Source organism: Paenibacillus radicis (ex Xue et al. 2023), assembly GCF_024722015.1.
In the GTDB taxonomy this organism is placed as follows: Bacteria; Bacillota; Bacilli; order Paenibacillales; family NBRC-103111; genus Paenibacillus_S.
The window spans coordinates 155896-181902 of sequence record NZ_JANQBD010000019.1 but is presented as its reverse complement, the minus strand read 5'-3'; the positions used below and the strand labels follow the sequence as shown (position 1 = coordinate 181902).

Annotated in this window: 18 protein-coding genes and 1 other annotated feature; of the genes, 1 reads left to right on the top strand and 17 read right to left on the bottom strand. The window is 46.6% G+C overall.

Translation table 11 applies throughout. The annotated features are described in order from the left end of the window. Positions 1 to 42: 42 nt before the first annotated feature. Entirely contained in the window at positions 43 to 1050 is a 1008-nt protein-coding gene (locus tag NV381_RS24675) for a phosphotransferase enzyme family protein (RefSeq protein ID WP_258215952.1), read from the bottom strand. 355 nt (positions 1051 to 1405) lie between these two features. Between NV381_RS24675 and thrC the strand changes: the two genes are divergently transcribed. Beyond that, on the top strand, positions 1406 to 2794 hold the full coding sequence (gene thrC / locus NV381_RS24670) for a threonine synthase (RefSeq protein ID WP_258215951.1): 1389 nt from the start codon (positions 1406 to 1408) through the stop codon (positions 2792 to 2794). A 52-nt stretch (positions 2795 to 2846) separates the two neighbouring features. On the opposite strand, the gene NV381_RS24665 is transcribed toward thrC, so the two are convergent. The 16 genes from NV381_RS24665 to NV381_RS24590 form a co-directional block, all read right to left on the bottom strand. After that, entirely contained in the window at positions 2847 to 4010 is a 1164-nt protein-coding gene (locus NV381_RS24665; protein ID WP_258215950.1) for an FtsW/RodA/SpoVE family cell cycle protein, read from the bottom strand. A 107-nt stretch (positions 4011 to 4117) separates the two neighbouring features. Continuing rightward, positions 4118 to 5455 carry a magnesium transporter gene (mgtE, locus tag NV381_RS24660; RefSeq protein WP_258215949.1) on the bottom strand — a complete coding sequence of 446 codons (1338 nt, stop codon included), beginning with the start codon at positions 5453 to 5455 and terminating at the stop codon, positions 4118 to 4120. Between the two features lie 1017 nt (positions 5456 to 6472). Continuing rightward, on the bottom strand, positions 6473 to 7087 hold the full coding sequence (locus NV381_RS24655) for an undecaprenyl-diphosphatase (protein WP_258215948.1): 615 nt from the start codon (positions 7085 to 7087) through the stop codon (positions 6473 to 6475). A gap of 79 nt (positions 7088 to 7166) precedes the next feature. Next, entirely contained in the window at positions 7167 to 8267 is a 1101-nt protein-coding gene (ftsW, locus tag NV381_RS24650; protein WP_258215947.1) for a putative lipid II flippase FtsW, read from the bottom strand. A gap of 80 nt (positions 8268 to 8347) precedes the next feature. Next, positions 8348 to 8905: a hypothetical protein gene (locus NV381_RS24645; RefSeq protein WP_258215946.1), complete on the bottom strand. Its 558-nt coding sequence runs from the start codon at positions 8903 to 8905 to the stop codon at positions 8348 to 8350. Positions 8906 to 8984: 79 nt separating this feature from the next. Continuing rightward, the gene (locus NV381_RS24640; protein WP_258215945.1) at positions 8985 to 10382 is read right to left on the bottom strand and encodes an ATP-binding protein; all 1398 of its coding nucleotides are present in this window, start codon (positions 10380 to 10382) and stop codon (positions 8985 to 8987) included. A 1-nt stretch (position 10383) separates the two neighbouring features. Then, positions 10384 to 11088: a response regulator transcription factor gene (locus NV381_RS24635; RefSeq protein WP_258215944.1), complete on the bottom strand. Its 705-nt coding sequence runs from the start codon at positions 11086 to 11088 to the stop codon at positions 10384 to 10386. 30 nt (positions 11089 to 11118) lie between these two features. After that, positions 11119 to 11271, bottom strand: a complete 153-nt coding sequence (locus NV381_RS24630) for a hypothetical protein (RefSeq protein ID WP_258215943.1) — start codon at positions 11269 to 11271, stop codon at positions 11119 to 11121. 436 nt (positions 11272 to 11707) lie between these two features. After that, positions 11708 to 14791, bottom strand: coding sequence for an isoleucine--tRNA ligase (gene ileS / locus NV381_RS24625; protein ID WP_258215942.1), 3084 nt, complete (start codon positions 14789 to 14791; stop codon positions 11708 to 11710). 46 nt (positions 14792 to 14837) lie between these two features. Continuing rightward, positions 14838 to 15094: a binding site (T-box leader), on the bottom strand. A 46-nt stretch (positions 15095 to 15140) separates the two neighbouring features. Then, complete coding sequence (locus NV381_RS24620; RefSeq protein ID WP_258215941.1) at positions 15141 to 16610, bottom strand: arylsulfatase; 1470 nt, start codon at positions 16608 to 16610, stop codon at positions 15141 to 15143. A gap of 91 nt (positions 16611 to 16701) precedes the next feature. Further along, on the bottom strand, positions 16702 to 18897 hold the full coding sequence (locus NV381_RS24615; protein ID WP_258215940.1) for a heparinase II/III family protein: 2196 nt from the start codon (positions 18895 to 18897) through the stop codon (positions 16702 to 16704). Between the two features lie 48 nt (positions 18898 to 18945). Continuing rightward, positions 18946 to 19719 (bottom strand): carbohydrate ABC transporter permease, encoded by a 774-nt coding sequence (locus NV381_RS24610; RefSeq protein ID WP_258215972.1) that lies wholly within the window; start codon positions 19717 to 19719, stop codon positions 18946 to 18948. A gap of 149 nt (positions 19720 to 19868) precedes the next feature. Beyond that, positions 19869 to 20768: a carbohydrate ABC transporter permease gene (locus NV381_RS24605; protein WP_258215939.1), complete on the bottom strand. Its 900-nt coding sequence runs from the start codon at positions 20766 to 20768 to the stop codon at positions 19869 to 19871. 166 nt (positions 20769 to 20934) lie between these two features. Further along, a complete protein-coding gene (locus NV381_RS24600) occupies positions 20935 to 22308 on the bottom strand; it encodes an ABC transporter substrate-binding protein (RefSeq protein WP_258215938.1) in 1374 nt (457 codons plus the stop codon). 122 nt (positions 22309 to 22430) lie between these two features. Continuing rightward, positions 22431 to 24056 (bottom strand): response regulator, encoded by a 1626-nt coding sequence (locus tag NV381_RS24595; protein ID WP_258215937.1) that lies wholly within the window; start codon positions 24054 to 24056, stop codon positions 22431 to 22433. Next, positions 24043 to 25815 (bottom strand): sensor histidine kinase, encoded by a 1773-nt coding sequence (locus NV381_RS24590; protein WP_258215936.1) that lies wholly within the window; start codon positions 25813 to 25815, stop codon positions 24043 to 24045. Before NV381_RS24590 ends, NV381_RS24595 begins: the two co-directional genes overlap by 14 nt. Positions 25816 to 26007 lie beyond the last annotated feature (192 nt).

Sequence of the window (26007 nt, the reverse complement as noted above, 5' to 3'; positions counted from 1 at the left end):
TTTAGGTGATCTGTTGTTTTTTCCATTTTCGTCCATTCAGGGCTACAACTCTCCAAACCCTTCTTCAAGATCATGCCAATGGTCGGTCAACCATATCATTTCCTCAGCAAATCTTTTGGGGGGCGTATTATAATCGTCCATGTCGACCCTTAGCCACCAGTGAGCCTCACGGCACCATACAAGCTTCAAGGCTAAAGGCAGCCGCCCTCTTGGAAAAGGACGTTCCTCCCTGTAGCCCGCAAGAAAGGCGGCAGCAGGTTCCATGCGAAGCTCCCCCCTGTGCAAAGTGCAGGACAGCAGCAATCGTGCAATGTCGATTTCGGGATAGCCGAACTGGACGGTATCGAAATCAACGAAGCGAACCTCACAATCTTCGCCGAGCAACATATTATCGACCCATAAGTCCCAATGCGCCCAACCGTGTTCAAGCTCGCTAAACATTGATAAATCCAGGCTCGACAGCAGCATTCCTTGCCTTTTGATAGCGCGGACAGCTTTCTCGTTCTGAGTGCTCTTCTCTAATGCTTTCTCTAGATTGATTCGCCATTTATCTATCATTGTCGTCATTGACGGTGCCCAGCTCCCGCCCTCTGCCGGATAGCTTGATAGTATGACATGCATTCGGCCGGCAGCCTTCCCCAGCTTATGTATGGTCTCTGTGTCCACCAAGCCGGCTTGAAGCGGACGGCCCGCCACATGCTGCATGACCACATAGCAATGACCCGATGGGGATTGAAAAATGTATTCTCCATTCCGGCTCCACACTCCGGGACACACACCCGCCTGATTGTGCAGCACATGCTGAAACGAAAGCGAACGTCCAATTTTGGCACGGCGATCGGAATCGGTCAGTTGATACCGCTTAGGGTGGTAGCATTTAACGAACAGTTCCCCGGCATTAGTTGTCACAATCCACTTCATATTATGTAAACCTAAAAAATTGGGGACATAACTATAAATTCGCAAGCTGAATAATTCCGCTAAATGGGCGAATACTTCTTCCCTTACCTCAGAATCATCGGTTACGCGGGGTTCCATAAAAATTGACAAGGAAGGATCACCTTTTCTCTATAAATGAATGAACTCGTATGGCCATAAAAGCTTGAGCGCTCACCTCAAAACTTTATAGAACTGATGTTCTATAGTCAAACGCTGTTCCGGTTGATTCAGTCCTTTTAGCTATGATGAAAGCTTCTTACAGGATATGGAATGAGGCGTTTTTCAGAAAATGATTGGCTATGAATTTCTTGCGATTTCTTTCTTTTTCACTGTTTTTCAAAAATTGTACAATCCTTCTGATCCATAACTTCTCCAAGATAAATACCGCGTCAAGTTTGGGGTCGACCACTAGCCTCCAAATTTGTTACAATGGAACTAATTCAATTGGACACAAGGAGAGCATACAATGAAATATATCAGCACACGGGGACAGGTAGCCCCTACTGGCTTTATTGACGCAATTTTGATGGGACTTGCCGATGACGGAGGATTGCTTGTACCTGAGCAGCTGCCTCAGCTGTCGGAAGAAACCCTTAAACAATGGCAGCAGCTCTCTTATCAGGAGCTTGCTCTTGAGGTTTTCTCCTTATTTGTAAATAATGAGATTCCGCGGGCGGATCTGAAGAAGCTAGTTGATGACAGCTATTCAACATTCCGGCATGAGGATGTAACGCCAGTACACCAGATTAATGAAGGTCTGTATGTGTTGGAGCTGTTTCATGGCCCCACATTCGCCTTCAAGGATGTAGCGCTGCAATTTCTAGGCAATCTGTATTCTTACATCTCCCGTAAAAATAATTCCATCATCCATATCCTCGGAGCAACCTCAGGCGACACCGGAGCTTCAGCGATCGAGGGCGTACGCGGCAAAGAAGGAATCCGCATTTGCATTTTACATCCTCACCAGAAGGTTAGTAAGGTGCAGGAGCTTCAAATGACGACAGTCAGTGACACTAATGTGCTTAACCTCTCTGTCGAAGGCACCTTCGATGACTGCCAGCGTATTATTAAAGAATTGTTCGCGGATGTAGACTTCAAGCATCAGTACCATCTGCGCGCCATTAACTCAATCAATATTGCCCGGATTCTCGCACAGACCGTGTACTACTTCTATGCTTACTTCCAGCTGGCCAACAAAGGACAAGCCGAGAAGATCAGCTTCAGCGTACCGACAGGCAACTTTGGCGATATTTTTGCCGGTTACCTCGCTCAGCAAATGGGTCTTCCCATTCACAAGCTCATATTGGCGACGAACGAGAACAACATCCTGGCGCGTTTCGTAAACGAAGGCTTGTATCAACCTGGGGATTTCCGCGGTACGTACAGTCCGTCGATGGACATTCAAGTGGCAAGCAACTTCGAGCGTTACTTGTTCTATCTGTATGGAGGAGACGCAGCTACTGTCACTTCTCTCATGGCACAGTTCAAGGCAGAAGGACGCATCGTCATTCCAGAACAATTGTTGAAGCGTGTGCAAGCTGATTTCTCCGCTTATAGTGTGGATAACGAGGATTGCCTGAACACAATCCAGGAATATCACGAGAAGTATGGCTACCTGCTGGATCCCCATACCGCCTGCGGTGTAGCAGCATCCGATAAGCTTGCAGCTGACGGAGAAGTAACGGTCGCACTTTCGACAGCTCATCCGGCCAAGTTCGATGAGTCTATCCGGCTGCGCAATATTAGCCAGACTTACCCGGAGCAAATTCAAGCTCTGTTCGATAAACCGCAAAACCAAATCGTAGTCGATGGAACCAACGAAGAGATCAAGAAACAGCTATTGACGTTTTTTTAAAATAAAAGAACGGCTCTGTTCGCAAGCAATTGCGATGGAGCCGTTCTTTTTTTCAACGTGGATGCAGCTTGACACTCAAAACCAACCCGACCGCCAGCATGTTTGTCAACAGCGAGCTGCCTCCATAGCTGACGAAAGGCAGCGCGATCCCCGTCAATGGCATGAGGCCGATATGCATCGCGATATTTTCAAATATTTGCAGCGAAAACATCGAAATTACACCGACAATTAAATACCTGCCTTCTATGTCCTGAGTATCTATGGAAATCCGAACCATCCGGTAAATAAGCAGAAAATAAATCATCAGCAGAACAGCGCAGCCCAAAAATCCGAATTCCTCCCCTATCACGACAAATATGGAATCCGCGTAGCTGTACGGTATAAAGCCTCTGCGAATAAACAACCCGTTAAGATAGCCCTCACCGCTTAATTGTCCGGTGCCGATGGCTCGGATGGAATTAACGACATGCCAGCTTCGATCCGGATCAGACAGAGGATCAAGAAACGTTTGAATACGCTGCAGTTGGTGTGGCTTCACAATTGCGGAAAACAGCTCAAAATCGTAGAAATAGAGAAAAACAATGCCTGCAATTGCTGAAGCTGCACCTAAAGTGCCTATTAGGATGTGCTTCCACTGCATGTTTCCAATCCATAATATCCCGATGAAAATGCATAATAATACGATCGAGGTACCCAAATCAGGCTGCTTCAGCACCATGTAAAAGGGAATGCCTACCAAAAGCGCCGCGGGAATCAATTCATGCCATATCCGAATCGGCAGTCCGTCACGGTTTTTCAGCCATTTGGCCAAAGCCATAATAAGGAATAGCTTCATAATCTCCGATGGTTGAAATACCATCCCGCCTAATGAAAGCCAGCGCTGAGCCCCGTTAATTTGCATACCTTTAAAGGAAACGAAAAGCAGCAGTAAAATACCGGAGCCATATAAAATATAGGAAAATCGGTGGATGATAACACGATAATCCAATAAGCTCAATCCGATCATGGGAATAAACAATACTCCAAATGTGATGAGATTGTTTTTATACAGGCCTTCATAACTGGTTTCAAAGGTTGCGCTGTAAATGACAACAGTGCTGAGTACTAAAAAAATGCTTAAAATGAACAGAATCGGCATATCCAGTTGTTTGAGCTTACTAAGCAATATATTCAACTCCGCTCTAACGCGTTTTATTTCAAGAAATATTTTTGGCAAAATAAAACTCCCCGCGGGTGTAAGCCAAGGAGAGTTGTTGAGGCCGACACAGCAAGCTACAGTCCAAGATCTACAACTCGGAAACCATAGCAGGCTTGCATGTAACACTATAAATGAAGTAATACCTTGGCAATCGTGAAATAAATAATAAGTCCGGTACCGTCCACCAGCGTGGTTATAAAAGGCCCAGAGATAACTGCAGGGTCCGCTTTCAGCTTGTGCAGGATTAAAGGTAGGACAGCTGCGACAAAGGACGCCCAAATGACGATGGCCATAGCTGTTATGCCGACAACAAGTCCAATATTCGATTCAACCCCAAGAATCAAGGCTCGAATATAGGCTATCAATGAAATTGTGGCGCCTGTCATGAGGCCGGTCGAAACTTCTTTGCGGATGACCCTGAAAATATCGCTGAACTTCACTTCGCCAACAGCAAGCGCACGTACAAGCGTGGACACGGTTTGGGTTCCTGTGTTTCCTCCGGTACCGATCAGCAATGGAATGAAGAACGACAGTGCTATGACCTCGGACAACGTCTCTTCATAGTGCCTTAGCACAGTCCCCGTATACGTTTCTGCCACAAATAAAATCAACAGCCAAATAATTCGTTTTCTGTAGAGATGAAACACAGAAGATTTGAAATAAGTGTCCGTTAACGGTTGACTGCCGCCCAGCTTTTGAATATCCTCCGTTGCTTCCTCCTGCATGACATCAATCAGGTCGTCAACTGTAATTACACCAATTAATCGTTTTTTTGCATCAATTACAGGGAGGGCAACCAGATCGTATCGGAATAAAAGCTCTGCTGCCTCCTCCTGCTCCATAGACGCTGGCACCGAAATTACATCCCCGGTTACAATCTCCGATATTTCCGTTTTGGGCTCCGCTAAAATAATATTTTTCAACGAAACTACACCTACAAGCTCACCTTTATTTCCGGTGACGTAGACATAGGACGTGATTTCGGCCTCATGCCCGATTTTTCGGATATGCTGCAGCGTTCTCTCAATAGTCCACGTGCTTCGGGCAGCGATATAATCGATGGTTGCCAAGCTGCCAGCCGTATGTTCCGGGAAGGTCATTAACGTCTGAAGCTTTCGCCGGTAAATCTCCGGAAGTAGCTCCAGCAACCTGTCCGCCTGATGGCGATGCAAGGCCAACATCATATCGACAACCACATCGCTAGACATTTCATTCAATACCAGCGATGTTTGGGCCTCCTCCAGTTCATTCAATATTCGATATTGCAGCACAGGCTCCAAATATTCCAATATCGAAGCAGACCGATCCGGGGGCAATAATCCTAAAAGCTCCAGCTGTTCCGTCGGTTCGAGTCTTTCTACACAGTTGGCCAAATCATACGGCTGGAACGTTTCAACGTAGGCTATCAGTGAAGCCATATCGGATTGAGCCAGTATATGTTTCATTTCATTGATAGGGATCATTCGGGTCTACTCCCTCGTGATAGAATGATGCATTCCAAATTAGAAGCGGGTTCAGCCTCTTGACCTAAACGTCCAACATATCTCAATCATTTACTCTGTTGGTAAATATTACGATATTCAAGAAAACCTTCGGATCGAAGCCTTTTCGATGAAGATACATTCGTGTTTAAGCTGTAGCTTTTCTTGCAATATCCGACTTGTTCAGCTCCGCTGAAAACTTATCAAGTCTGATATTATATGAAAAATGTCTTGCGGCCGTCCTTGGAAAGTGCTGTCCCGAAATTCATTTTGGAACATCCCATCCATCATTTTATCTACATATAGGGTGGCAAAAGCTTAAAGATTCTTTTGCACATTCTATGGGATTCATTCGCTCTTACCCTTTTGAGATAGTAGCCCTTCTTAGGTATTCTCAGCGAATAGCAGAGATGAGCTTGCTTTCAAACGTGTGCTAATCGCGGGTATCGGGATTCGGGGTTAGTTTACAGCATGGCATGGCAGCCCATTGAACTCCACGCACGCAATTATCGGGAAATTGTCACGTTATTTTCCCCCAAACATAGCCTTACTAGCCCTATAACTGGAATTTCTCCTGCTAATTCTAAGGATTTTGGCAGATATCATCCCTATCACCTAGATTAGCAGGAGTTTTTCCAGTTAGATTGCTTTCAAACGATATCCAGGCTGGATTAACGGGAGGATTTCCATCTAACGGTTTTCTTTCGGCAGACGTAACAGTAATCCTGTATGTCCTTTACAAAGAAAGCAACCTTCGAACATCCGGTCTCGCTTCTCATGACTTACGCAACATTAGACAGGGTATTTCCACTTTAGTGCTATAAGCACTTAAACTTTCTGTATAAGAAAAGCTTCGGTTCGAAGACCCTTCGATGATGATACATTCGTGGCTTAGCTGTAGCTTTTCTTGCAATATCAGACTTGTTCAGCTTCGCTGAAAACTTATCAAGTCTGATATTTTAAGAAAACCTCTAGTAGAAGCCATTCATATACGCCGCCTTATTTGGTTAGCTGCCGCGGGCTCTTGCCAATGCGTGTAAGTATTCGCTGTTCAACCCGTTCATATAAGCGAACAATCGAGAGCAGCATATGCTGGGCCCAAGCCCATTTGCTTACAACAATACGAATCACAATCGCGCACAAAATGCCATTGACCATGCCGCCCACTATATCCAGCGGGTAGTGAACCCCGACCCATACTCTGGAGAACGACACACAGCATGCTAACAGGAACAAAACCCATCCTATAGGCTTGCGGTACAGCAGAAGAACTGCCGCGATAACGAATGTGCCGGTTGCATGATTGCTTGGAAAAGAAGCCGTAGCATGATGAGCAATCAATTGGATGACATCATGTGCGACAAACGGACGTTCCCGGAAAAAGAAGATGCCGCATAATTTGCTGACGCCAAACGCTGCGCCGGATGCCACGATCGTTTCCAGAACCATCAGCCGATTTCGCTCCGAACGAGTTAGCCCATACACCAGCAAGCAGAGAACGAATAAATAGACGGCCTGCTCCGCAAAAAAACGCATCAGCAGGTAGATGAAGCTGTCTTTACCGGCTGTTAGATTAATAAATTGAAATATTCGATAGTCGATTTCCGTTAACATTAACTTGCGCTCCTTCACCCATGTTTAAGTAGATTATTTTTTATGCTGGGCTAGGCTAATCCCATGATGCCAGCTGATGTCATTGCCTTTGGTCCCGGGAAATGCTTAATAACATACCGGTGCTGGCCATGCAAAGAATTAATGAAGAACCGCCATAGCTTATAAAAGGAAGCGGCACGCCCGTAATAGGCAAGCTGCCGGTAACGGCGCCAAGATTAAGCAGAGCTTGAATAGAGATCATCGCAACGATGCCCATCGCGAGCAGAACGCCAAATAGCTCCTGACATCGGACTGCTGCCAAGCATCCCCGCCATATAAAGAGAATAAAGACCAGGATAAACAGCCCGCATCCTACAAATCCCCATTCCTCACCAATCACGGCAAAAATAAAATCCGTATGCGCCTCCGGTAAATATAAAAATTTCTGCACACTTCCTCCGAGCCCTGCGCCCGTAAGCCCGCCATGTCCCAAGGCATAGAGCGACTGTACCAGCTGATAACCGGAATCGGAAGGAGTATCGAAAGGATTCATATACGAAGTAATCCGTTTCAATCGATAGCTTTTGCTGACAGCCAAATAAATGAACAGCGGAACCAGCCCCAAACCGAGCATGAACAGGTGGCGCCAATTAAAACCGCCAATCAATATAATCGTTCCTACTATAAATAGCAGGATCAGTACGGTACCAAAATCCGGCTGCAGCATAATAAGCAGAAAGATGAGCCCGACCACGATCAGAATGGGCAGCAAGCCTCTCTTGAACAGACGGGTCTTGTCGCCTTTCTTGCTAATGAGCGCGGACAAGTAGATAATGATCGATAGCTTCGTGAATTCAGCCGGTTGGAGAGTGAGGCCGCCCACCATAAACCATCTCCTCGCTCCGTTGACGGATGTTCCGACAATTAATACGAGGATGAGCAGCAGCAGTGAAATTAGCAACAGGTAAGGCGCGGTTTTTTGCCAGAACGGATAGGGTATGCCTATAAACAAAAACATGGAAGCTAATCCTATAATCGCAAACAAGCTCTGCTTATAAACGTAATACGAAGGTATGTTGTATTTATATATAGCCAAAGGCGAGCTGGCGCTAAAGATCATGACTAGACCAAAGCCGACTAGCAGCACCGTAACGATAAGCAATAAAAAATCCAATTGCCCTCTTTTGCCATTGCCATTCATATTTGTGAAGTACCTCCTGAAAGCAGCGTCACAGAATGGCTTGGGCGCTCTACTGCCGGTCCTCTCTTAGGCTGATCCTGCTAGTTACCCGCTTGACCCGGGATTATTTCCAATTGGAGAGGATTATCGTACCCTTGTTTGCCCCATAGCTTAAATGCGTTATTTTTCCATTCATAGATGTCCATTCCAGTGCCTCCTGCACCCAGAGACCATCCCAGCATAATTTCGGAAGTACCGTCCCCATTAAGATCAGTCAGACGGACATAATCGACTCCGTAACCAAGACCTTTGGCGTCGCCAACGATCCTCCATACCGCATTCTGCTGCTTCAACAACGAAGCTTTAATCATTTTTTCGTCAATCGAGCTTTCCTCATACACGATCACAGCTTCATCCACCCCGTCACCGTCCACGTCTCCGAATGAAGCGACTTGGTTCTCATCGCCATGGTTTGGAGTAAGCAAACGCGCTCCATCAGGGAGCAAGGCTAGAAGAGTGGCGCGTAAATTGCCCTTCTGGAAGCTTCCTTCCGGGGAGGGGGGTTTGATCAAATCGATAGGAGTAGCTGGCATACCGCACCCGGTTATTATCCATAACACCGTTAAGATCATTCCTACCCTGAGCGGTTTGCTGATCATTCGTTTCGCCTCTCTTGTCACGATCCTGATTTTTATTTTATAAGGTTAAGAAGTAGAAAGGGTTATGAAAAAGTTAAATTTAGCTCCAAGCCTTATACGGCAAACTAATTTCGACTGTTGTTCCCTTTCCAACACGGCTGTTTATTCTCAATTGCCCGCCATGCAGCTTAATAATTTGCTCGGATATAGACAGACCAATACCGCTTCCAGCAGTATGACTGCTTCCCTTGTAAAACTTTTGGAAAACATGCTCCAAATCCTGCTCCGCAATACCTGATCCTGTATCCTCGACGGTTATAATGATCTGCTCATGAGTCGGGCGGGCATGGATCTTGATAGCTCCGCCGGGTTCAGTAAATTTAAGCGAGTTATCGACCAAATTAATGAATACCTGCTTCAATCGGTTTTCATCAGCTTGAAGGAGAGGGAGGGGTGCATCTGAACTCACTTCCAGAGAAATGCCCTGACGTGCAGCTCTGGGAGCTAATTGCTTGCCGATATGTTGAAGCAGCTCCCCAATCTGAAGTGGGGCGCAGCTTAGCATCAATCGCCCATTATCCATTTTGGAAAAATCAAGCAGCTCATCCACAAGCCGTGTCAGCCTGTCGCTTTCGGCCTCGATGATATCCAGCCCTTCAATGAGATCGACCTTTCCGTCCTCAGAGCTTGATTTCAGCGTTATCGTCCAGCCTTTAATAGAAGTCAGCGGGGTTCTCAGCTCGTGGGAAACCGATGAAATAAAATCATTTTTAAGTCGCTCGTTACGCCGGATTGTAGCGGCCATCATCGTTAAAATATCAGCTAATGTCCCAAGCTCGTCCTGATACCGTTTCCTTGCGGTCACTGTAAAGTCGCCTTCGGCCATTTTTTCGGCCGCCAGCTTAAGCTCCCTGATCGGGCCTGTAATTGTTCTTGAAACAACGATGCCGAGAACGGCGACGATTACTACAACAACAACGCCCACAGCGATAAAAATGGCCGAAATTTGGGCGATGGTTGTGTTCGTATCCGTTAAAGAGGTAATGAAACGGACAATCCCTACAGTAGTTTGGTCTGCCTTCAGCGGATAAGATACGGCGAGAATAGCTTCATGCGTGCGGGGATCATACCCTCTCCAGGAGCCTGTATTGCCGCTGAATGCTTCCTGCACATCCTGATAATCGGCTGCATGCGCATCCATGCGCTTTCCTGAAGAGTCTTGAAGAATCTGCCCGGATGTACCGATAATCTGGACTTGCGCGGTGGAATGCTGCGAAAATCCTTTTAATAACCTTTCCGACTGCTTCTCCAAATCCTCGTCTGCAAAATATTGATTAAAAAAAGTAGCGGACAGTTCCGCTTGATTCATCATAATCCGTTCTATATTGTGATAATAATAGTACCTGACGAAAAAGATAAGAAACAATTCCAGGATCAACACCGTGATCAAAATAACTATAAGGTAGCTACCGACTAATCTTTTTTGGATTCCAAGCAATTCAATCGTCCTTTCTCCAACGGTATCCCAAGCCCCAGACGGTTTCGATCAGCAGCGGTTTGGAGCTGTCGTCTTCAAGCTTCTCCCTTAGTTTGCGGACATGGACATCCACCGTTTTAGTATCGCCAACGAAATCCTCACCCCACACAAGGTTTAGCAATTCATTCCTCGATAACGCCTGATCCGGGTTCTCTACAAATACTTTGACCAGCTGGTATTCCTTGGGTGTTACTTCTATTAAACAGTCATGTTTAAACAATTTATTCGAATCCAGATCTATCCGGATCGGACCGGATTGAAGTACCTTTCTTTGCCGTTTCTCCACATGCTGAGTACGGCGCAGCACCGTTCGAATTCGGGCTACAAGCTCCAAAGGATTAAACGGCTTAACGATATAATCGTCGGCTCCAAGCCCCAGACCTTTTATTTTATCCATATCCTGGCCGCGTGCCGTTACAATAATAATGACAATGTCGGGATCGCTTTCCCTGAGCTTCCTGCAAATTTCAAATCCGTCCATATCCGGAAGCATGAGATCAAGCACGATAACATCAGGCCGGTTTAAGTCGATAATGCGCAAAGCCTCTCTGCCCAAAGCAGCCTCAGAGACTTTAAATCCGTTTCTTTCCAAATTAATAGTTACAAAACGTCTTATGTTGTCGTCGTCTTCAATGATAAGTACTTCGTTACGATATACCGTTTCCATAGCAGCCTCCTTAAACCTGGCGAATCCGCCTCATCGTGATAGTACCACATGCAGCGCTGCAGCGCATAAAAAGCCGCATACTTCCTTGCTTCCTATCCGCTCTTCGATCCGGTATTCATAGCCATACTCCCCGTTGTAGTATTCCATATGTACCTTCAAAGTTGGCGCGTTGTGGCGTTGCATGGTGGTAGGTCGAACCCCACGATGGCGTGTCTTCATCTCCTATAACGCTGCCAATCACTCGCTTAGAAGGATGAAGGGAAGTGAGGTGCGCTATTTCCTTGTTTTAACGCTATTATTCAAGTGAAACGGAACTAGGATCTCTTATTTGTTGTAAATAGGTCATTTCAGTCTATTAAAAGTCGCAATAACGCATCGTAGTTCCGCTACATCATGAAATGGGATGGGTTTTCAAAAAATAAAGGATCGACGTTCCGTCAATCAACGGAATTCATGTTAGAATGGATCCAAAGACATAGCATACGAAAGAAGAAAATGTTCATACTGCCCCCCTCCCCCCAGCAAGAGAGAGACTTCCCCTATTGTAAAGTCCGATCTTATGAAAAAGAACCTTCAATACCACCCTTATGTGGTTTGAAGGCTCTTTTGTATAGATTAATTAAGACTCAATAAACAACCGAAGCGTTCTATCTCCAATTGCTATAGTTTCCATACCCTCTGCTTCAGCGTAGCGTACACTCGCTAACAGTACACTATCCTGCAGAACATGATCGAAACGCTCCAATGCCGCTTTCAGCTGTGAATCGACATCGAGAACGAGGTCAACACGCTTCTCTATCGGAAGCTCCAGCTTTTTACGGTAATCCTGAATGACCCGAATGACCTCGCGAACAAGCCCCTCCTGCTCCAGCTCCTCGGTAATTGCTGTATTCAGAGCCACAATCATTTGATAACCCGATGCGGAAGTAAAGCCCTCTTTGGCTTGTTTCTCAACAAGCAGCTCATCAAGAGTGATGTGAAGCGCTTCTCCATCAATCGTTAAATCCAGGAAGCCGCTATCCACCGCTTGTTTGGAGGCGGAAGCAGATAATTGCTTCAGCTGGCTTTGCACCGGACCTACGAATTTACCGTACTTTTTGCCTGCAGCCTTAAGATTCAGCTTCAAGCTGTATTGAGCGAAGCCGCTGTCGCTTTGTTCCACACGGATCTCTTTAACATTAATCTCATCTTTGATGATATCCTCGAACTGGCTTAGATTGAAATCCCGTGTAAGCGAAACAACCAGCTCTGACAGGGGTTGACGGTTCTTAATGCTAGTTTCATTCCTGATATTGCGCGCGAGCTCAACAATCTGCCTTGCGGTTTCCATGTCGCTCTCAAGTGCTCTATCAATGGCAGCATCGTTCACCAAAGGATAGTCTGCGAGATGCACACTTCCCTCGCCTCCGAGGTTATTGTACAGATCATCCGCGATTAGCGGCGCATATGGCGCAATCATTCGTGCGAGAGTCAGCAGCACTTCGCGCAATGTCTGGTACGCTGCTACTTTATCCGAAGTCATTTCGCTGCCCCAGAAACGGTCACGGGAGCGGCGGATGTACCAGTTGCTCAGCTCTTCGATGAACGCTTCGATCTGCTTCGCAGGATTCAAGAAATCGTTGACCTCAAGCCCAGTGACAACATTTTGCAAAGTGCTGTTCACTCTCGACAAAATCCAGCGATCCAATAAGTTCGCAGAATCCAGCCGCGGATGCTCTTCAGGCTTATATTGATCAATCGTTGCATACAACGCGTAAAAAGCATGTGTATTGTTAATCGTATCGATTACTTTCGATTTTGCTTCAGCTACGATTTGCTTAGAGAACCGCTTGCTGTTCCAAGGTGCGCTATCAGCCAGCAAAGCCCAACGGAATGCATCTGTCCCCAGCTCCTCAATGATCTCCCAAGGATCGATAACATTTCCTTTGCTCTTGGACATCTTTTGCCCATTTTCATCAAGGATATGTCCAGTCGACAGCACCGCTTTATATGGCAATTGACCATTATAGAGCGTCGAAACGGCCAGCAGGCTGAAGAACCAGCCTCGCGTTTGGTCGATTCCTTCGCAGATCATATCAGCTGGATACTGCTCGTGGAACAGCTCTTCGTTTCCTCTCGGATGATGATACTGTGCAAATGGCATCGATCCGCTGTCGAACCAAACATCGATCACTTCCGGTGTCCTTGTCATGACTCCACCGCAAGAGCAGCGAAGCTTCACTTCATCTACATAAGGCTTATGCAGCTCCAAGTTTTCACCGATCGGCTCAATCGCTCTCTCTTGCAAATCCTTGTAGCTTCCCGGCGCATATTCAGAACCACAATCCTCGCATGCCCAAACATTAAGCGGTGTACCCCAATAACGGTTCCGGCTGATGTTCCAATCGACGAGCTCCTCCAGAAATTTGCCAAAACGGCCTTCACGCAGATGTGGAGGGTACCAGGCAATTTTACTGTTGTTCTCGATCAACTGGTCCTTGACCGCTGTCGTTTTGATGAACCAGCTCTCCATTGCGTAATAAAGCAGAGGCGATTTGCAGCGCCAGCAGAACGGATAGCTATGCTCGTAGCGCTCCTTAGAGAATAACAGGTCGCGCGCGGACAAATATTTCACGATATCGACATCGCAATCCTTAACAAACCGTCCCGCAAAATCGGTGATTTGATCGGTATAACATCCGGCTAAGTTAACTACGTTAACGAAATCCAGCTCGTGCTGACGAGCCGTACGATAGTCGTCCTCCCCATGAGCCGGAGCGATATGGACGATACCCGTTCCACTTGAATCACTGACATAGTCCGCATCTACAACAATATGTCCTTTGTTCACGCTGAAATATCCAAAAGGAGGTTCATAAGATGTACCTACAAACTCGGCTCCTTTATGCGTCGATAAAACTTCATAATCCTCTTTAAACAGCTTTTCAACGAGATTCATTGCGACAATATAGACTTCGCCGTTTTGTTTAACTTTGGCGTAGTCGATATCTTTATTCATAGCTAGCGCCACGTTAGCCGGCAGCGTCCATGGAGTTGTCGTCCATGCAAGGAACGATTCGTCTCCGCTCTTGCTTTTGAACTTTACTGTTGCGCTCAAGTCCTTCACATCTTCATAGCCTTGCGCCACTTCGTGGGAGCTGAGCGTTGTTTGACAGCACGGACAGTATGGGCTTACGCGATGGCCCTTATACAGCAATCCTTTAGAATGGATTTCGGACAAAATATGCCATACACTCTCGATATAACCGTTGGTTAGTGTGATATACGGATTATCCATATCCGTCCAGTATCCAATCGCCTCCGTAAGCTCACGCCACTGCCTCTCATATTCGAATACGCTGCTTTTGCATTTCTCTACGAATTCGGCTACGCCATATTTTTCGATTTCTTGTTTGCCGGAGATGCCGAGCTCCTTCTCCACACCAAGCTCAACAGGGAGACCGTGAGTGTCCCAACCGGCTTTGCGAACGACACGGTATCCTGACATCGTTTTGTAACGGCAGATGAAATCTTTAATAACACGGCCAAGCACATGCCCGATATGAGGTTTTCCGTTTGCAGTCGGAGGACCCTCGTAAAAAACAAAGTTTGGCTTGCCCACGCGGTTTTCGATCGATTTGCCGAACGTATCATTTTGTTTCCATTGTTCAAGAACACGCAGTTCCCGGGTTCTTGCTTTTTCTTTCACATCCACTTTTCTCATGTTGATCATCCTTTCTTCAAATAAAAAAACAAAAAAATCCCGTCCCATAAGGGACGAGATTAGCTCTCGCGATACCACCCTAATTCCGTAACGATCATATCCATATGACCTAACGACTCCTCATGCTGCGTACCATCATACGCGGCCCTTGTAACGGCGGGATCCCGGGACAGCTTACTTAATTGCTTCAGCTTTCCTTCTCGGAGAGGATTTTCCGCTAAGTCTTGAACATTGGCTTTCAGCACAGGGCCAACTCTCTGGGGGACAAGGATTTAGCATACTCGTTCTCGTCAATGAATTTATAAAGAGATTCAACTAACTTTATTTTTACACCAAGTCCATTAAAAAGTCAACCGGGCGCATCGCCCAATGATCGTTTAAGCACCGTTTGCGCATGGCAGCCGACAAATAACTGTTTCCCGTCGCTATAGCCTTCCTCTCGATCAGCCAATTCTGCCGCGAGCCGTCCTCTCCAGTTATCCAGACTAACCTTATATCGCGTATCCTCAACCAGATTCGTTGTCTCCTGCGGATCCTGACTTAGATCAAACAATTGCTCACGACCCGTTTGGGAAAACCAGATATACTTCTGGATACCATCCGTCATGTAATGATTAGACATGTCTTTACACTCATGCTCTCCATGAATATCATTACGCCACTGTACACTCTCGCCCCTAGCCAATGGGAGCAGACTTAGGCCGTCAACGGTATCAGGGATTGATGCCCCTGCTGCATCAAGCAAAGTCGGCATAATATCTCTAATTTCTATCACATGATCGTTGAGGATATTCTTGTGCAAATTTAATAGGCCACCGGGATCGGCGAGTATAAAAGGAACCTTGGCACTTCCTTCATAAGGCAATGCTTTACGAAACAGATGATGATCACCCAGAAGTTCTCCATGATCCGAAGTGAACAGGATGATTGTATTATGCAGCACACCATACTCTAACATCGATTGTAGAAACCTTCCAATCTGATGGTCGATATGTGTAATCAGAGCATAATAAGCGGCTTGCGCTCTTCTCAGCCTGTTTCCAGGTACGATCCCTCTGTTAGTTATGGGATTGAGCCCATTGCGGTCGGGATCTGCCGCTTCTGCCCATTCCCCAACAACAGGGTTCGGCATGTCAACGCACGTATACATGTCCAAAAATGCCTGCGGCGGATCAAACGGCGGATGCGGCCTAACAAAGGACATGCTTAAGAAAAAAGGCTTCTGCGGGTCACGGCGGCGGAGAAAATCAATGGACTGGGTCACAACCCAATTGGTTGGATGCAACGCTTCCTGCAAATGCCATGGACGGGCTACCGTCGAGGCATTGCAGTCCAGCCCGAGATCCAGCAGGTCACAATTCGCCCCTGCCCTCTCCCGGAGCCATGGCAAATAGTCATCGCAGCTGTCGAATGACTCCGTCACCGTATTCGCCGAACGAATCCGGTTGTGGTGCAGGTATCCATCGTGCATCACAACATTGTGAAACCCGCACAGATTGCGCGCTGGGTATACGTGCATCTTGCCTACGCATTGAGTATGGTATCCTGCCTCAACCAGAACCGAGGGAAGCGTATGCTTATAATCCCATGGGACTTTATCCTGATAGCCTACCCTTCCGTGACTGCGCTGACTCATCCCTGTGAGCATCGCCGTACGAGCTGGAATACAGCTTGGCGTCGCGGAATAGGCGTTGCGAAACAAGACGCCGCTGCGAGCCAGCTGATCCAGATTAGGCGTATCCACTACTGGATGATTTAATATACTGAGGCAATCCCCGCGCATCTGATCTACTGAGATTAGCAGTATATTGGGCTTCATAGCAGTATTCCCCTTCCTTTACTTTGTCGTCTTAAAATGATTTGGCAGCTTAACGCCCCTCACAGCGGAAGCAATCATTTTGGCAAAGACTCTATTTCACCTGCTCCAGTACTGCCTGTTCCCCATTCCAGTCCAATGTAAAACTTAACTCCACATCAGAAAGCGTCAGCTCCAGCAGCAAGCTGTCATCGCTTTTTGTCCCAGCATTCAGCTTCAAGTGTCCCGAAATCTGTCCTTGCCGATCCATCTTATTGTTATAAGAAAACGCATTAATAAACAAAACTTCCCGCTCCCTAGAGCCGCTAACCCTCTGAACGAGTGTTTGCCTGGACCGGTTCGGCGGGTTATCAACTGTACTTGCAGTAATTAGCTGAACTGGGTTCGAGCACCAGCTTACCTGCTGCAGCATCCCTTCTCTCATTTTCCATTCCAAGTGCTGCCCAGCGACTAGCTGCTTACTCATTTTATCTTGAAGCCAATGCTCTCCCAGCTCGCTAAGTTCAGCATCGGAAGGCTGCCATAAGCTGTTATCCGCCAGCTCGCCGCTCAAATGATATAACAAATCGATGGTCCGTTCATCCGGTACCGTCACCTTAACCATATCCAGCAGCAAGTGCTCAGTAACCATATTCACTCTCCGCAGGCTAACCCCGTCATAGGCTTGATCATCCCAGGGGCACATCTCCTCAGGCAAAATAATGGAGTCCTTGACCGTATAAGCTGAATCATTCCATTCCACTGCACTTTCGATCCAGGAGCCCCAGTGCTCTTGATGATATTGAAGCCGCTTTCCGTCAGCCGGTGGTTGGTCCTTACCGTTAATACTCACGGTATTATGGGAATACGTATGCTTGAACCATCCGTAATGCGCTGGAACTCCGTACGCCGTGGTGCCTGGGTCGATGAACAACGGCACACTCCCGGCTCCGAATGACAAGCCAAGTCTATCCATATGATCGTGCTCTCCGCCAAACTTGCTGTGCTTAATCAGCAAATGCCAGCCCTTGCGGTTTACAAGCTTGGTCAACCCGCTGGCATCCGAGGTGGTGTCTGACATGAGGAGCTGAGCCAGAGAACGATCTCCGGTAGCCGCATCCTGAGCTGCGGAGGTCTTCTCATGCTGCCCGTTGTCCAATTCTTCACCAAACCAAAGCGCTTCAAGGGAATCACGGTCTACAGGAGCATCCGAAGTAGCCTTCCAGCTTTGCTGCACATTTCTTTCACTAAATGGATCGGAATCCTTTTGCTCCTCATTCGGGTTACTAAATCCATACGCCAATCGTAAAAGCTCGCCATACCGGGCATCTCCGTACCAATCAAAAGCGATTTCATAGTAGGGCGCCAGCCTCTGAATGTTTGCCGTATAACTCGCATCATTGAGATTCGGCAGTGTACCATCCGGTAATATATATCCCAGCGGGAAATCGAACATTTTCTTAAGCGTAGGGTGCGCCTTAAGATCCCATTCCGTGTGTTCAACCAAAATGGCATATTGCAGAAGCGAGTGGTATCCGTAGAAATGATATTGAAAAGCTCCTTCATACCACATCCCGTCTGCTAATACACCGCGGTCAATTTGATCAAGGAGGCCATACTCTCCCTTCAAGCCGGCCAGATGAATGGCTTCATCCTCAAGAAGAAAACCAAGCATCGCTATCGCGGAAGTAATCAGAACCGCATGATTATGCAGCTGCTTTTCTTTATGCTCGATAAGGAATTCCGCACAGGGCAGCAGCAAGCCGCTGCGAATCAGCTGCTTCTCTTCGTCAGTAAGCATGCGCTCAACAAAGCGGTACGCATAACAAATATCGATAATCCAATGGGCTTCATCCAACGTTTGGGCGAATAGCTTTCCCGGTCCGTTGTAAGGAATATCTCCGTGAATCTCATAATTGGCGTAATATTGGGCATAATCGAGCAGCACTGCCTTGACCTTGCCCAATGCTTCTATATCATCGTCAATCAAGCAGCTTAATGCGAGATGCTTCATCCCAATGCCGAGCTGCGAGTGAGCCAGCGTTACCCAAGCCGCATCGAACGGCTCCCCTGTCCATGTCTTAGAGCAGACTGGACATAGATGCTGCTTCGGAGAGCTCCAATCGAATTGGAGGCGGGCTGCGTCATGATGACAATAATAGTAGTGAGTCCAATTACCACGTTCCCCATCAGTGATCTTATAGTCGATCTCCTGTGCGCTTTTGGAGAGCGCATGAAGCTGGTCCAACGCCTTGCTATAGCTGGGATTGGCAGCATTACTCAGCAGCTTTTCCAATCGGAGGACGTTCATGAAATTCCCTTCTTTCCTAAAATATCAGGGGGCAAGCTCCCCCTAAAGTTAACCTTTGACAGATCCCGATGTGACCTGCATGAAGGTTTTATTAGCCAGCACATAAACGATGAGCAGCGGCAAAATCGACAAGCATGCACCGGCCATCATATAATGCGTTTGGGCCGCCGAGGCGATGCCATACCGCAAGCCAGCAAGCCCGACCGTTAAGGTTTGCAGCTTCGGCTGGCTCATCGTGAACACAAGCGGCAATATGTATTCGTTCCAGGCGTTTCGGAAAGTAAACAAAGCGGCCACGCCGAGCCCCGGTTTTAATAAGGGAAAAATAATTCTTGTAAATATCCACACCTTGGAGCATCCATCGATCATAGCAGCTTCATCCAATTCCCGCGGAATCGCTTTAACGAAGCTAAGCAGGATGAAGAAAATATAAGCATGTCCGCTGACCAGAATAAGGATAACGCCTGTCAGAGACGTATGCAGCTGAAGCTTAACCATCAATTCAAACTGCGGTCGAAGGACAACCGCCCCTATGGAAATAAACATTGTAGCAGCTTGTAGAGCGACATATACGCTTTTCCCAACATAATTGAGCCGATCTACAGCATACGCCGCCATGGATGCAACTATAAGTGTCCCTACCGTCGTAAGGATACTAACATACAGGCTATTCCACGTGTAGGTGGAAAAATGGGCTTGCTGCCAAACCTCGGCATAATTTTTAAAGTGCCACACATCTGGTAAAATCGTTGCTCCCGCCGTTAGTTCTGCGTTCGACTTGAATGAGCCTAACAATGCCATCACGATAGGAAATAAAGTCATTGCGGCTATTATAATAAGGAATATCCATAAAGCCCATCTTTTAGCAGCTGAGCTGACCGACCATCCATTGGTGGTAGAGTTGAGCTTTACTGCGGCTTTGGTTTCCATCTGCACACCTCCTGTGAGTTTAGGCTTGTTGCAAGCACTGATTAGTACACTTTATTCATCCGTTTGGATGAATAAAAATAAATGACAGTGATGACCCCTACAATCAATGCCGTTACAAAGCCAACGGCACTCCCGTAGCCGATCTGCTGCTCCACAGCCGAGCCTGAGGAAGTAAGAGGAAAGAACAGCTTGTAAACATACAGATACATGACTTCCGTTTTGCCTATCGGACCGCCTTCCGTCAACACCATGATGCTTTCATAGCCTTTCAGGGAGTTGATAATAGCCAGCATAATGACCATTTGCAGCACAGGGCCCAGCATCGGAATCGTAATGTACCAGAACTTTTGCACCGAATTGGCTCCATCCAGCGAAGCGCTCTCGTAGACATCATTCGGAATATTTTGCAGCCCCGCAATAAAGAGAAGCATATAATTGCCTACCGCACCCCATACCGCAATAATAATGACGATAAGCATGGCATGACCGGGTCCCAGCCAATCGATACTTTTGGAGATGATATGATAGCGGGTTAAATATTGATTGAGAATTCCGTTATAGGAATTGAAAATAATGAAGAACACAATGGAAATGACCGATGTACTCACGATAGTAGGCATAAAATAAATAGCCCGCAGCAGATGCTTACCCTTCAGCCCCTTATTCAGGATCACAGCCAATATAAGGGACAATGGCAGCGTAATGATTAGCTTTCCTCCTGCGTACACGAAGGTGTTTACAACCGAATCCCAATAAGTGTGATCATTCCATAATTGGGTAAAGTTATCCAAGCCGACGAAACGCTCTTTGCCATAGCCTTTGTAATCATAAAACATATACCGCATCGCCCATAGGATAGGGTATACGCCGAATACGAGCGTTAAGATCAGGCTTGGTAATGTAAATCCGTAACCTGCCAGCTGCGGCCGTAATTTCCTCATCTGTCAGCCCTCCTCCTAATTTCACTTGTTGATAAGAAAAGCTTCTATTCGAAGCCCTCTCAATGAAGATACATTCGTGTCTTAGCGGTTGCTTTTCTTGCTAAAAAAGGGGAGCCTGCAGCAGCAGACTGAATCTGACTGAATCTGACAGGCTCCGTGAATCTCGTTATTTCGCAAACGAGCCTTGCATTTTGGCAGGATCAAAGCTTGGATCCGGCGCTACTTTTACATCACCGCTTGCAATAGCTTTATCGAGCGCTTCATTATAGCGTTTGTTCAGATCAGCCACGATCTTATCCAAGTCCCCACCTTCCAAAATATATCTCCAGAAGGCATCCTCGTATTTCACTCCCTGCACGTTCACAGTCGGTTGTGTCGGCCATACGCCATCGTATTTATTGGGCAAAAATCCTTCGATTCCGTTAATTTCAGGCTTCTTCGCCTTCGCAATAATAGAGGGAACCATGGAAATACCGTAGCCCTTCTCGTGATACGTTTGTAAAATGTCATCACCGCTCATATAGCTGATGAACTTCCATGCGGCGTCCTTCTTCTTCGAGTCTTTATTAATCGCAAGCCATTGACCTCCGAGGAAGCCGGATGCGCCCTTCGCGTTGCCATCGATAGTCGGTGCAGGAGCCGATGACCAATTAATTTTGGCCGGGAATTGACTCTTATAAACTCCGGGCTCCGAAGAATAGGACAAGTACATCCCGATCTTACCTTCGGCGAACTGAGCGCGCAGCGGATCAATATCAAGCGCTTCCATCCCAGGCAAAGTGCTGCCATCATCGCGCATTTGCTTGAACGCCTTCGTAACTTCCTTGAATCCGCTCATATCAAAGCGCGCGGTTTTGAAGTCATAACCGAAGCCCCCATAGCCGCTTAGCTCGGCTATTACCCTGGCTGAACGGTTCCAAGCGCTCGCAGGTGTTTTGAACGGCAATGCAAAGCCATACGCCCCTGTTGCTTTTCCTGCTGCCGTCAGCTTCTTGGCAGCCTCTACCATCTCTGCAAGCGTGGCCGGCGGCTTAGCAATTCCTGCCTTGTCGAACAAATCTTTATTGTATACGAGCCTCATAGTGCTTCCATAGTTCGGCAGACTGTACAACTTACCGTCGAAGAGATTCTGATCGGCCATTGCCGGAAACTTCTTTTTCTGCTCATCCGTTAAGTAACCGTCGATTGGTGCCATATATCCTTTTTTATAAAAGGTTTGAATCACGGCGCCTTCCTTCACTCTGAACACATCCGGCGCTTGTGCAGCCGCAAAGGCCAAGTCTAGAGCCTGCGCATAATCGTCCGCTTTCACGACCAGTTCCACTTCAATGTTGTCCTTATTCGTCGTATTGAACTTTTCGATCACTTCTTTGATATAATCCGCATCATGACGATCGAGGGTCCAATACGTAATCTTCGTCTTCTCGCCCGGTTTGGTGCCAGCTGCCGCTTCCTTCTTCCCTTCCTCCGGAGCTGCTCCACATGCAGCCAGGCTTACCGATAGCAACACGCTCATTGCCGTTACAGCCGTCTTTTTCATCCCTAAAAGGCCTCCCTTTTCTCTCTCGTTTGTTAAGCTATTATCTAGCTCTTGCTGTTTATTGTAGTGGATAAAAGGATGCGGCATAATGTGGCAAAACAAAGAAAGAGGGCAGAAATCCATTATTTCTGCCCTAGATAGGCATCCTTAAACTCCGAGGGGGTCTGGCCCGTATGCTTCTTGAACACATCGCTGAAATAGCGTCTGTGCTCATAACCCAAGGACTGGGCAATCTCCTGCACCTGATAATTATCAATCAGCAGTCTTTTGGCTCGCTCAATCCGCTCGTTAGTTACGAACTGGTTGAACGTAGTTCCCGTTACCTTTTTGAACAGATTGGCAAAATGCCCTCCGCTTATATTCATGAACCTCGCGCAATGCTCCACCGTTAAATCCAAATGCAGGTTCGTACGAATATACTCTATGGCCCGATAGATCAGCTTGGTCGAATCGCTTACTTTTTCCTTCTCAATCCAAGCGCAGCCTCCCCTGCTGATATCCTTCAACATCTGCTGAAATTCCTGAACCATAACCAGCTCCTGGTTGCTGCGGTCACGGATTTTACGGTCGTATTCCTGCAAGCTGGAGAATGGAACCAACTCGTAAAGAACACGCAGCATGATGAAGGCCAGCTCATAATACAGGCTGCGAATATAATTCGGATCGGGGAGTGGGCTCAGATGATTCATTTCCTCGAAGATACATTCCAGCTCTTGTAACGATTTGTCCAGATTGCCTGCCCGAAGGGAAATGAGCAGCTCCTGCTCTTTGGCCGGTGAATAACGCGGGAAAGCCTCCCGCTCCTTCGGTACATCGGTAAAGCTGTATGCACCGTTTCCCCCTGTATAGAAATGATAGGCCAGAGCTGATAAAGCCGATTTATAAGAGAGCGGCAGCTCGTGAATTTCACGGACCATGGATCCAATACCTATTGAAATGGTAAACCGTGTACACTCCGCAATGTTGGAGCAGCATTCTCGGGCAAGAAGCTCTACCTCCTCCAGACGGTCACTGTTTATGATACATGTGAAGTAGCTCTGTCCATCGCGGAAAACGATGCCTTGGGTAGTGCTGCTAATGGTTTCCTCGATAATGTTATGCAAAGCAAATCGGATGAGCTCGATTTCATGAATCGGCTGTGTGGCATATTTGTCCGTAAATTGATCGATTTCAATGATCAGAACTACGAATCGTTCCAGCTCCATATGGACCTTCAATTCATTCCAGTATCGCTCCGCATCTTCCCTCCGAGTCTGGTATTGCAGCAATCGGCTGAAATATTCTTGACGCAATAAAGGCAGGCTTTCCTGAACCTTTTTCTCCATAATCTGAAACTGCTCATGCTTATTCTGCTCTTTCTCCAACGCCTGCTTCGCCTTCAGCACTACCTTCGTAATCTCCTGAATGGAGAACGGCTTCTTCATAAAATCCAAGGCCCCCAGACGGATCGCTTGCTGTGCATACTCAAAATCCGTATAAGCGCTGAGAATGATAATTTTACAATCAGGAAGCTGTTCAATAATGCGGCTGATCATCTCCAGTCCATCCATTCGAGGCATGCGGATATCGGTTAAAATAATATCAGGCCGAACCTCTTGAATAATACGCAGCCCTTCTTCCCCATTTTTTGCGGTACCTGCAATCTCAATCCCGTAATCGTCCCAAGGAATTTTGGTGGCAATCATTTCAACCGTACTTTTTATATCGTCAATCACACATAGCTTGAATATTGCGTTATCTGTTTGCATACGCCTTCTCCCCCTCCCGATGCGATAGGATCAACTGAACTTTGGAGCCTATCCCCGGTTTGCTATCATATTCAATCGTTGCTCCTTCTCCGTAAAATAAATGAAGCCGATGAGCGATATTCCGCAGTGCATAGCCCTTGTGAGAGACTTGCGGCTGCTCTATAGAACGTTTCAAGCTGTTCACATCCATACCCATGCCGTTATCCTCGACTGAAAAGTATATAGCCTGCTCTGTTCTCCTCAGCATTATCCGAATAAGACCGCCTTCCTCACGATCCTTAAATCCATGAAGAATACAGTTTTCCACCAGAGGCTGCAAAATAAGCTTAGGAATCTCCAGTTCTAAAATAGTTTCGTCCTCGACATCAATAATGAAATCGAACTTACCTTCATAGCACTTCTGCTGAAGAGTCATGTAATGCTTGACATGCAGCAGCTCTTCCTCGATTCGCAGAATATCTTTGCCCTGGCTTAAACCAAGCTGAAACAACGTAGATAACGATAAAATCATCTCATTGACATCCTCATTATTACCTAGCACGGATTTGCAATAAATCGTGTTTAACGTATTATACAGAAAATGCGGCTCCATCTGCGCGGAAAGCGCTTTAATTTCCGTTTTGCGTTTTTCTTCTTCTCCCCATCTCACCTTAGCGATCAGCTTCTTGATTTCCTCAAGCATCGAATTGAACCTCATGCCCACCTGTGATACCTCATCTTGGTACAAGCTGTGGAATCGCACATCCAGATCATTATGCTCCACTCGCTTCATTAAGTTATTAAGCCGGAATAAGGGCCTCAGCAAGAGATCAGTAAGCACGTTCGACAGCAGCAGCGCCAGCAGCACGAATCCTAATATGACCAGCAGTGTCGTCCATTTAATAGCTTCCACCTGCTGCAATACAACTTGCTTCGACTGAGTTTCATACAAAATCCAATCCTCTCCGACATCCAGCCTGGAATAATTGATCAGATAGTCTTTATCCTCGATTATTGAACTGAAGTAACCGTTCTTCTCATTTTTAAATTTGCCGAGAAATTCCGGATCCTGCCTCCAGGTTTCCTCCCCATTACCAGTGCGACCTATGACAGGCTTCCCCTCCCTGTTCACAAGCGAATAACCTGTGGAGGTGCTGATCTGATCAACGATTAAATTTTGCAGATCCTTCTCCTTAATATTAACTACGATGTACACATCCTCTACGTACTTCGCCGCACTGCCATCCACCACAAAGGAAATGACCCTGTCTTTTCCATAAAAAAAGCTGTCTTCATGGCTCTCGATCCATACTCCCCGCTGCATAGCTTTAATTTTCTGATACATCCCGGACTGATAAAAGGAGTTTTCCTTCAGGCGTGTATAAGTGGTAGGATAAAAATCGCCGATCGGCGTAGCAATAAGAATCGACTGTATAAAGTCATCATTAAATTTGAGCAGCGCCAGCATCGACTGAAGCGAGGATAAATGATAATAATATCGGCTAACATCCTCCATGGATACATCATCAAGAACATTTTTATACGGATCGCTTATTTTAAGGGACATGATCGATAAAACAATCTTTTTGAGCTTCTCATCCAGCACCTGGGACGATTTATTAATCGTATCCTGACTTAACCGGAGTGCATTCTGCTCGACTATTGTTGCGGAAATGGTGTAAGAGCTCCAGCCCGAGGCGGCAATCGCCAGTGTCATCAGAAGAACGAAAGAAACCCAAATTCTTTTTTTGAAGGAAAGACGATACAGCAGCTGTTTCATAAGCTAACACTCCCTGGGCGGTTAAAATGGTTCAGCAAACGATATGTAAACGATTCAACGCAGCGGGGTAGAATCCTTCAACTCGTCAATTGTATAAATAAAATCTATAGTAAACAATATTTTATATAGATCAAATTTATAATACCTTTACTTGCAGATGACACTTAGCTACAAATTGTGACTTATACTGAT

Bases quoted from the DNA above. Each gene is read 5' to 3' on its own strand.
- thrC (WP_258215951.1), top strand. From the start codon at position 1,406: ATGAAATATATCAGCACACGGGGACAGGTAGCCCCTACTGGCTTTATT.
- mgtE (WP_258215949.1), bottom strand. From the start codon at position 5,455: ATGATCCCTATCAATGAAATGAAACATATACTGGCTCAATCCGATATG.
- NV381_RS24655 (WP_258215948.1), bottom strand. From the start codon at position 7,087: ATGTTAACGGAAATCGACTATCGAATATTTCAATTTATTAATCTAACA.
- ftsW (WP_258215947.1), bottom strand. From the start codon at position 8,267: ATGAATGGCAATGGCAAAAGAGGGCAATTGGATTTTTTATTGCTTATC.
- NV381_RS24645 (WP_258215946.1), bottom strand. From the start codon at position 8,905: ATGATCAGCAAACCGCTCAGGGTAGGAATGATCTTAACGGTGTTATGG.
- NV381_RS24635 (WP_258215944.1), bottom strand. From the start codon at position 11,088: ATGGAAACGGTATATCGTAACGAAGTACTTATCATTGAAGACGACGAC.
- NV381_RS24630 (WP_258215943.1), bottom strand. From the start codon at position 11,271: ATGCAACGCCACAACGCGCCAACTTTGAAGGTACATATGGAATACTAC.
- ileS (WP_258215942.1), bottom strand. From the start codon at position 14,791: ATGAGAAAAGTGGATGTGAAAGAAAAAGCAAGAACCCGGGAACTGCGT.
- NV381_RS24620 (WP_258215941.1), bottom strand. From the start codon at position 16,610: ATGAAGCCCAATATACTGCTAATCTCAGTAGATCAGATGCGCGGGGAT.
- NV381_RS24615 (WP_258215940.1), bottom strand. From the start codon at position 18,897: ATGAACGTCCTCCGATTGGAAAAGCTGCTGAGTAATGCTGCCAATCCC.
- NV381_RS24610 (WP_258215972.1), bottom strand. From the start codon at position 19,719: ATGACTTTATTTCCTATCGTGATGGCATTGTTAGGCTCATTCAAGTCG.
- NV381_RS24605 (WP_258215939.1), bottom strand. From the start codon at position 20,768: ATGAGGAAATTACGGCCGCAGCTGGCAGGTTACGGATTTACATTACCA.
- NV381_RS24600 (WP_258215938.1), bottom strand. From the start codon at position 22,308: ATGAAAAAGACGGCTGTAACGGCAATGAGCGTGTTGCTATCGGTAAGC.
- NV381_RS24595 (WP_258215937.1), bottom strand. From the start codon at position 24,056: ATGCAAACAGATAACGCAATATTCAAGCTATGTGTGATTGACGATATA.
- NV381_RS24590 (WP_258215936.1), bottom strand. From the start codon at position 25,815: ATGAAACAGCTGCTGTATCGTCTTTCCTTCAAAAAAAGAATTTGGGTT.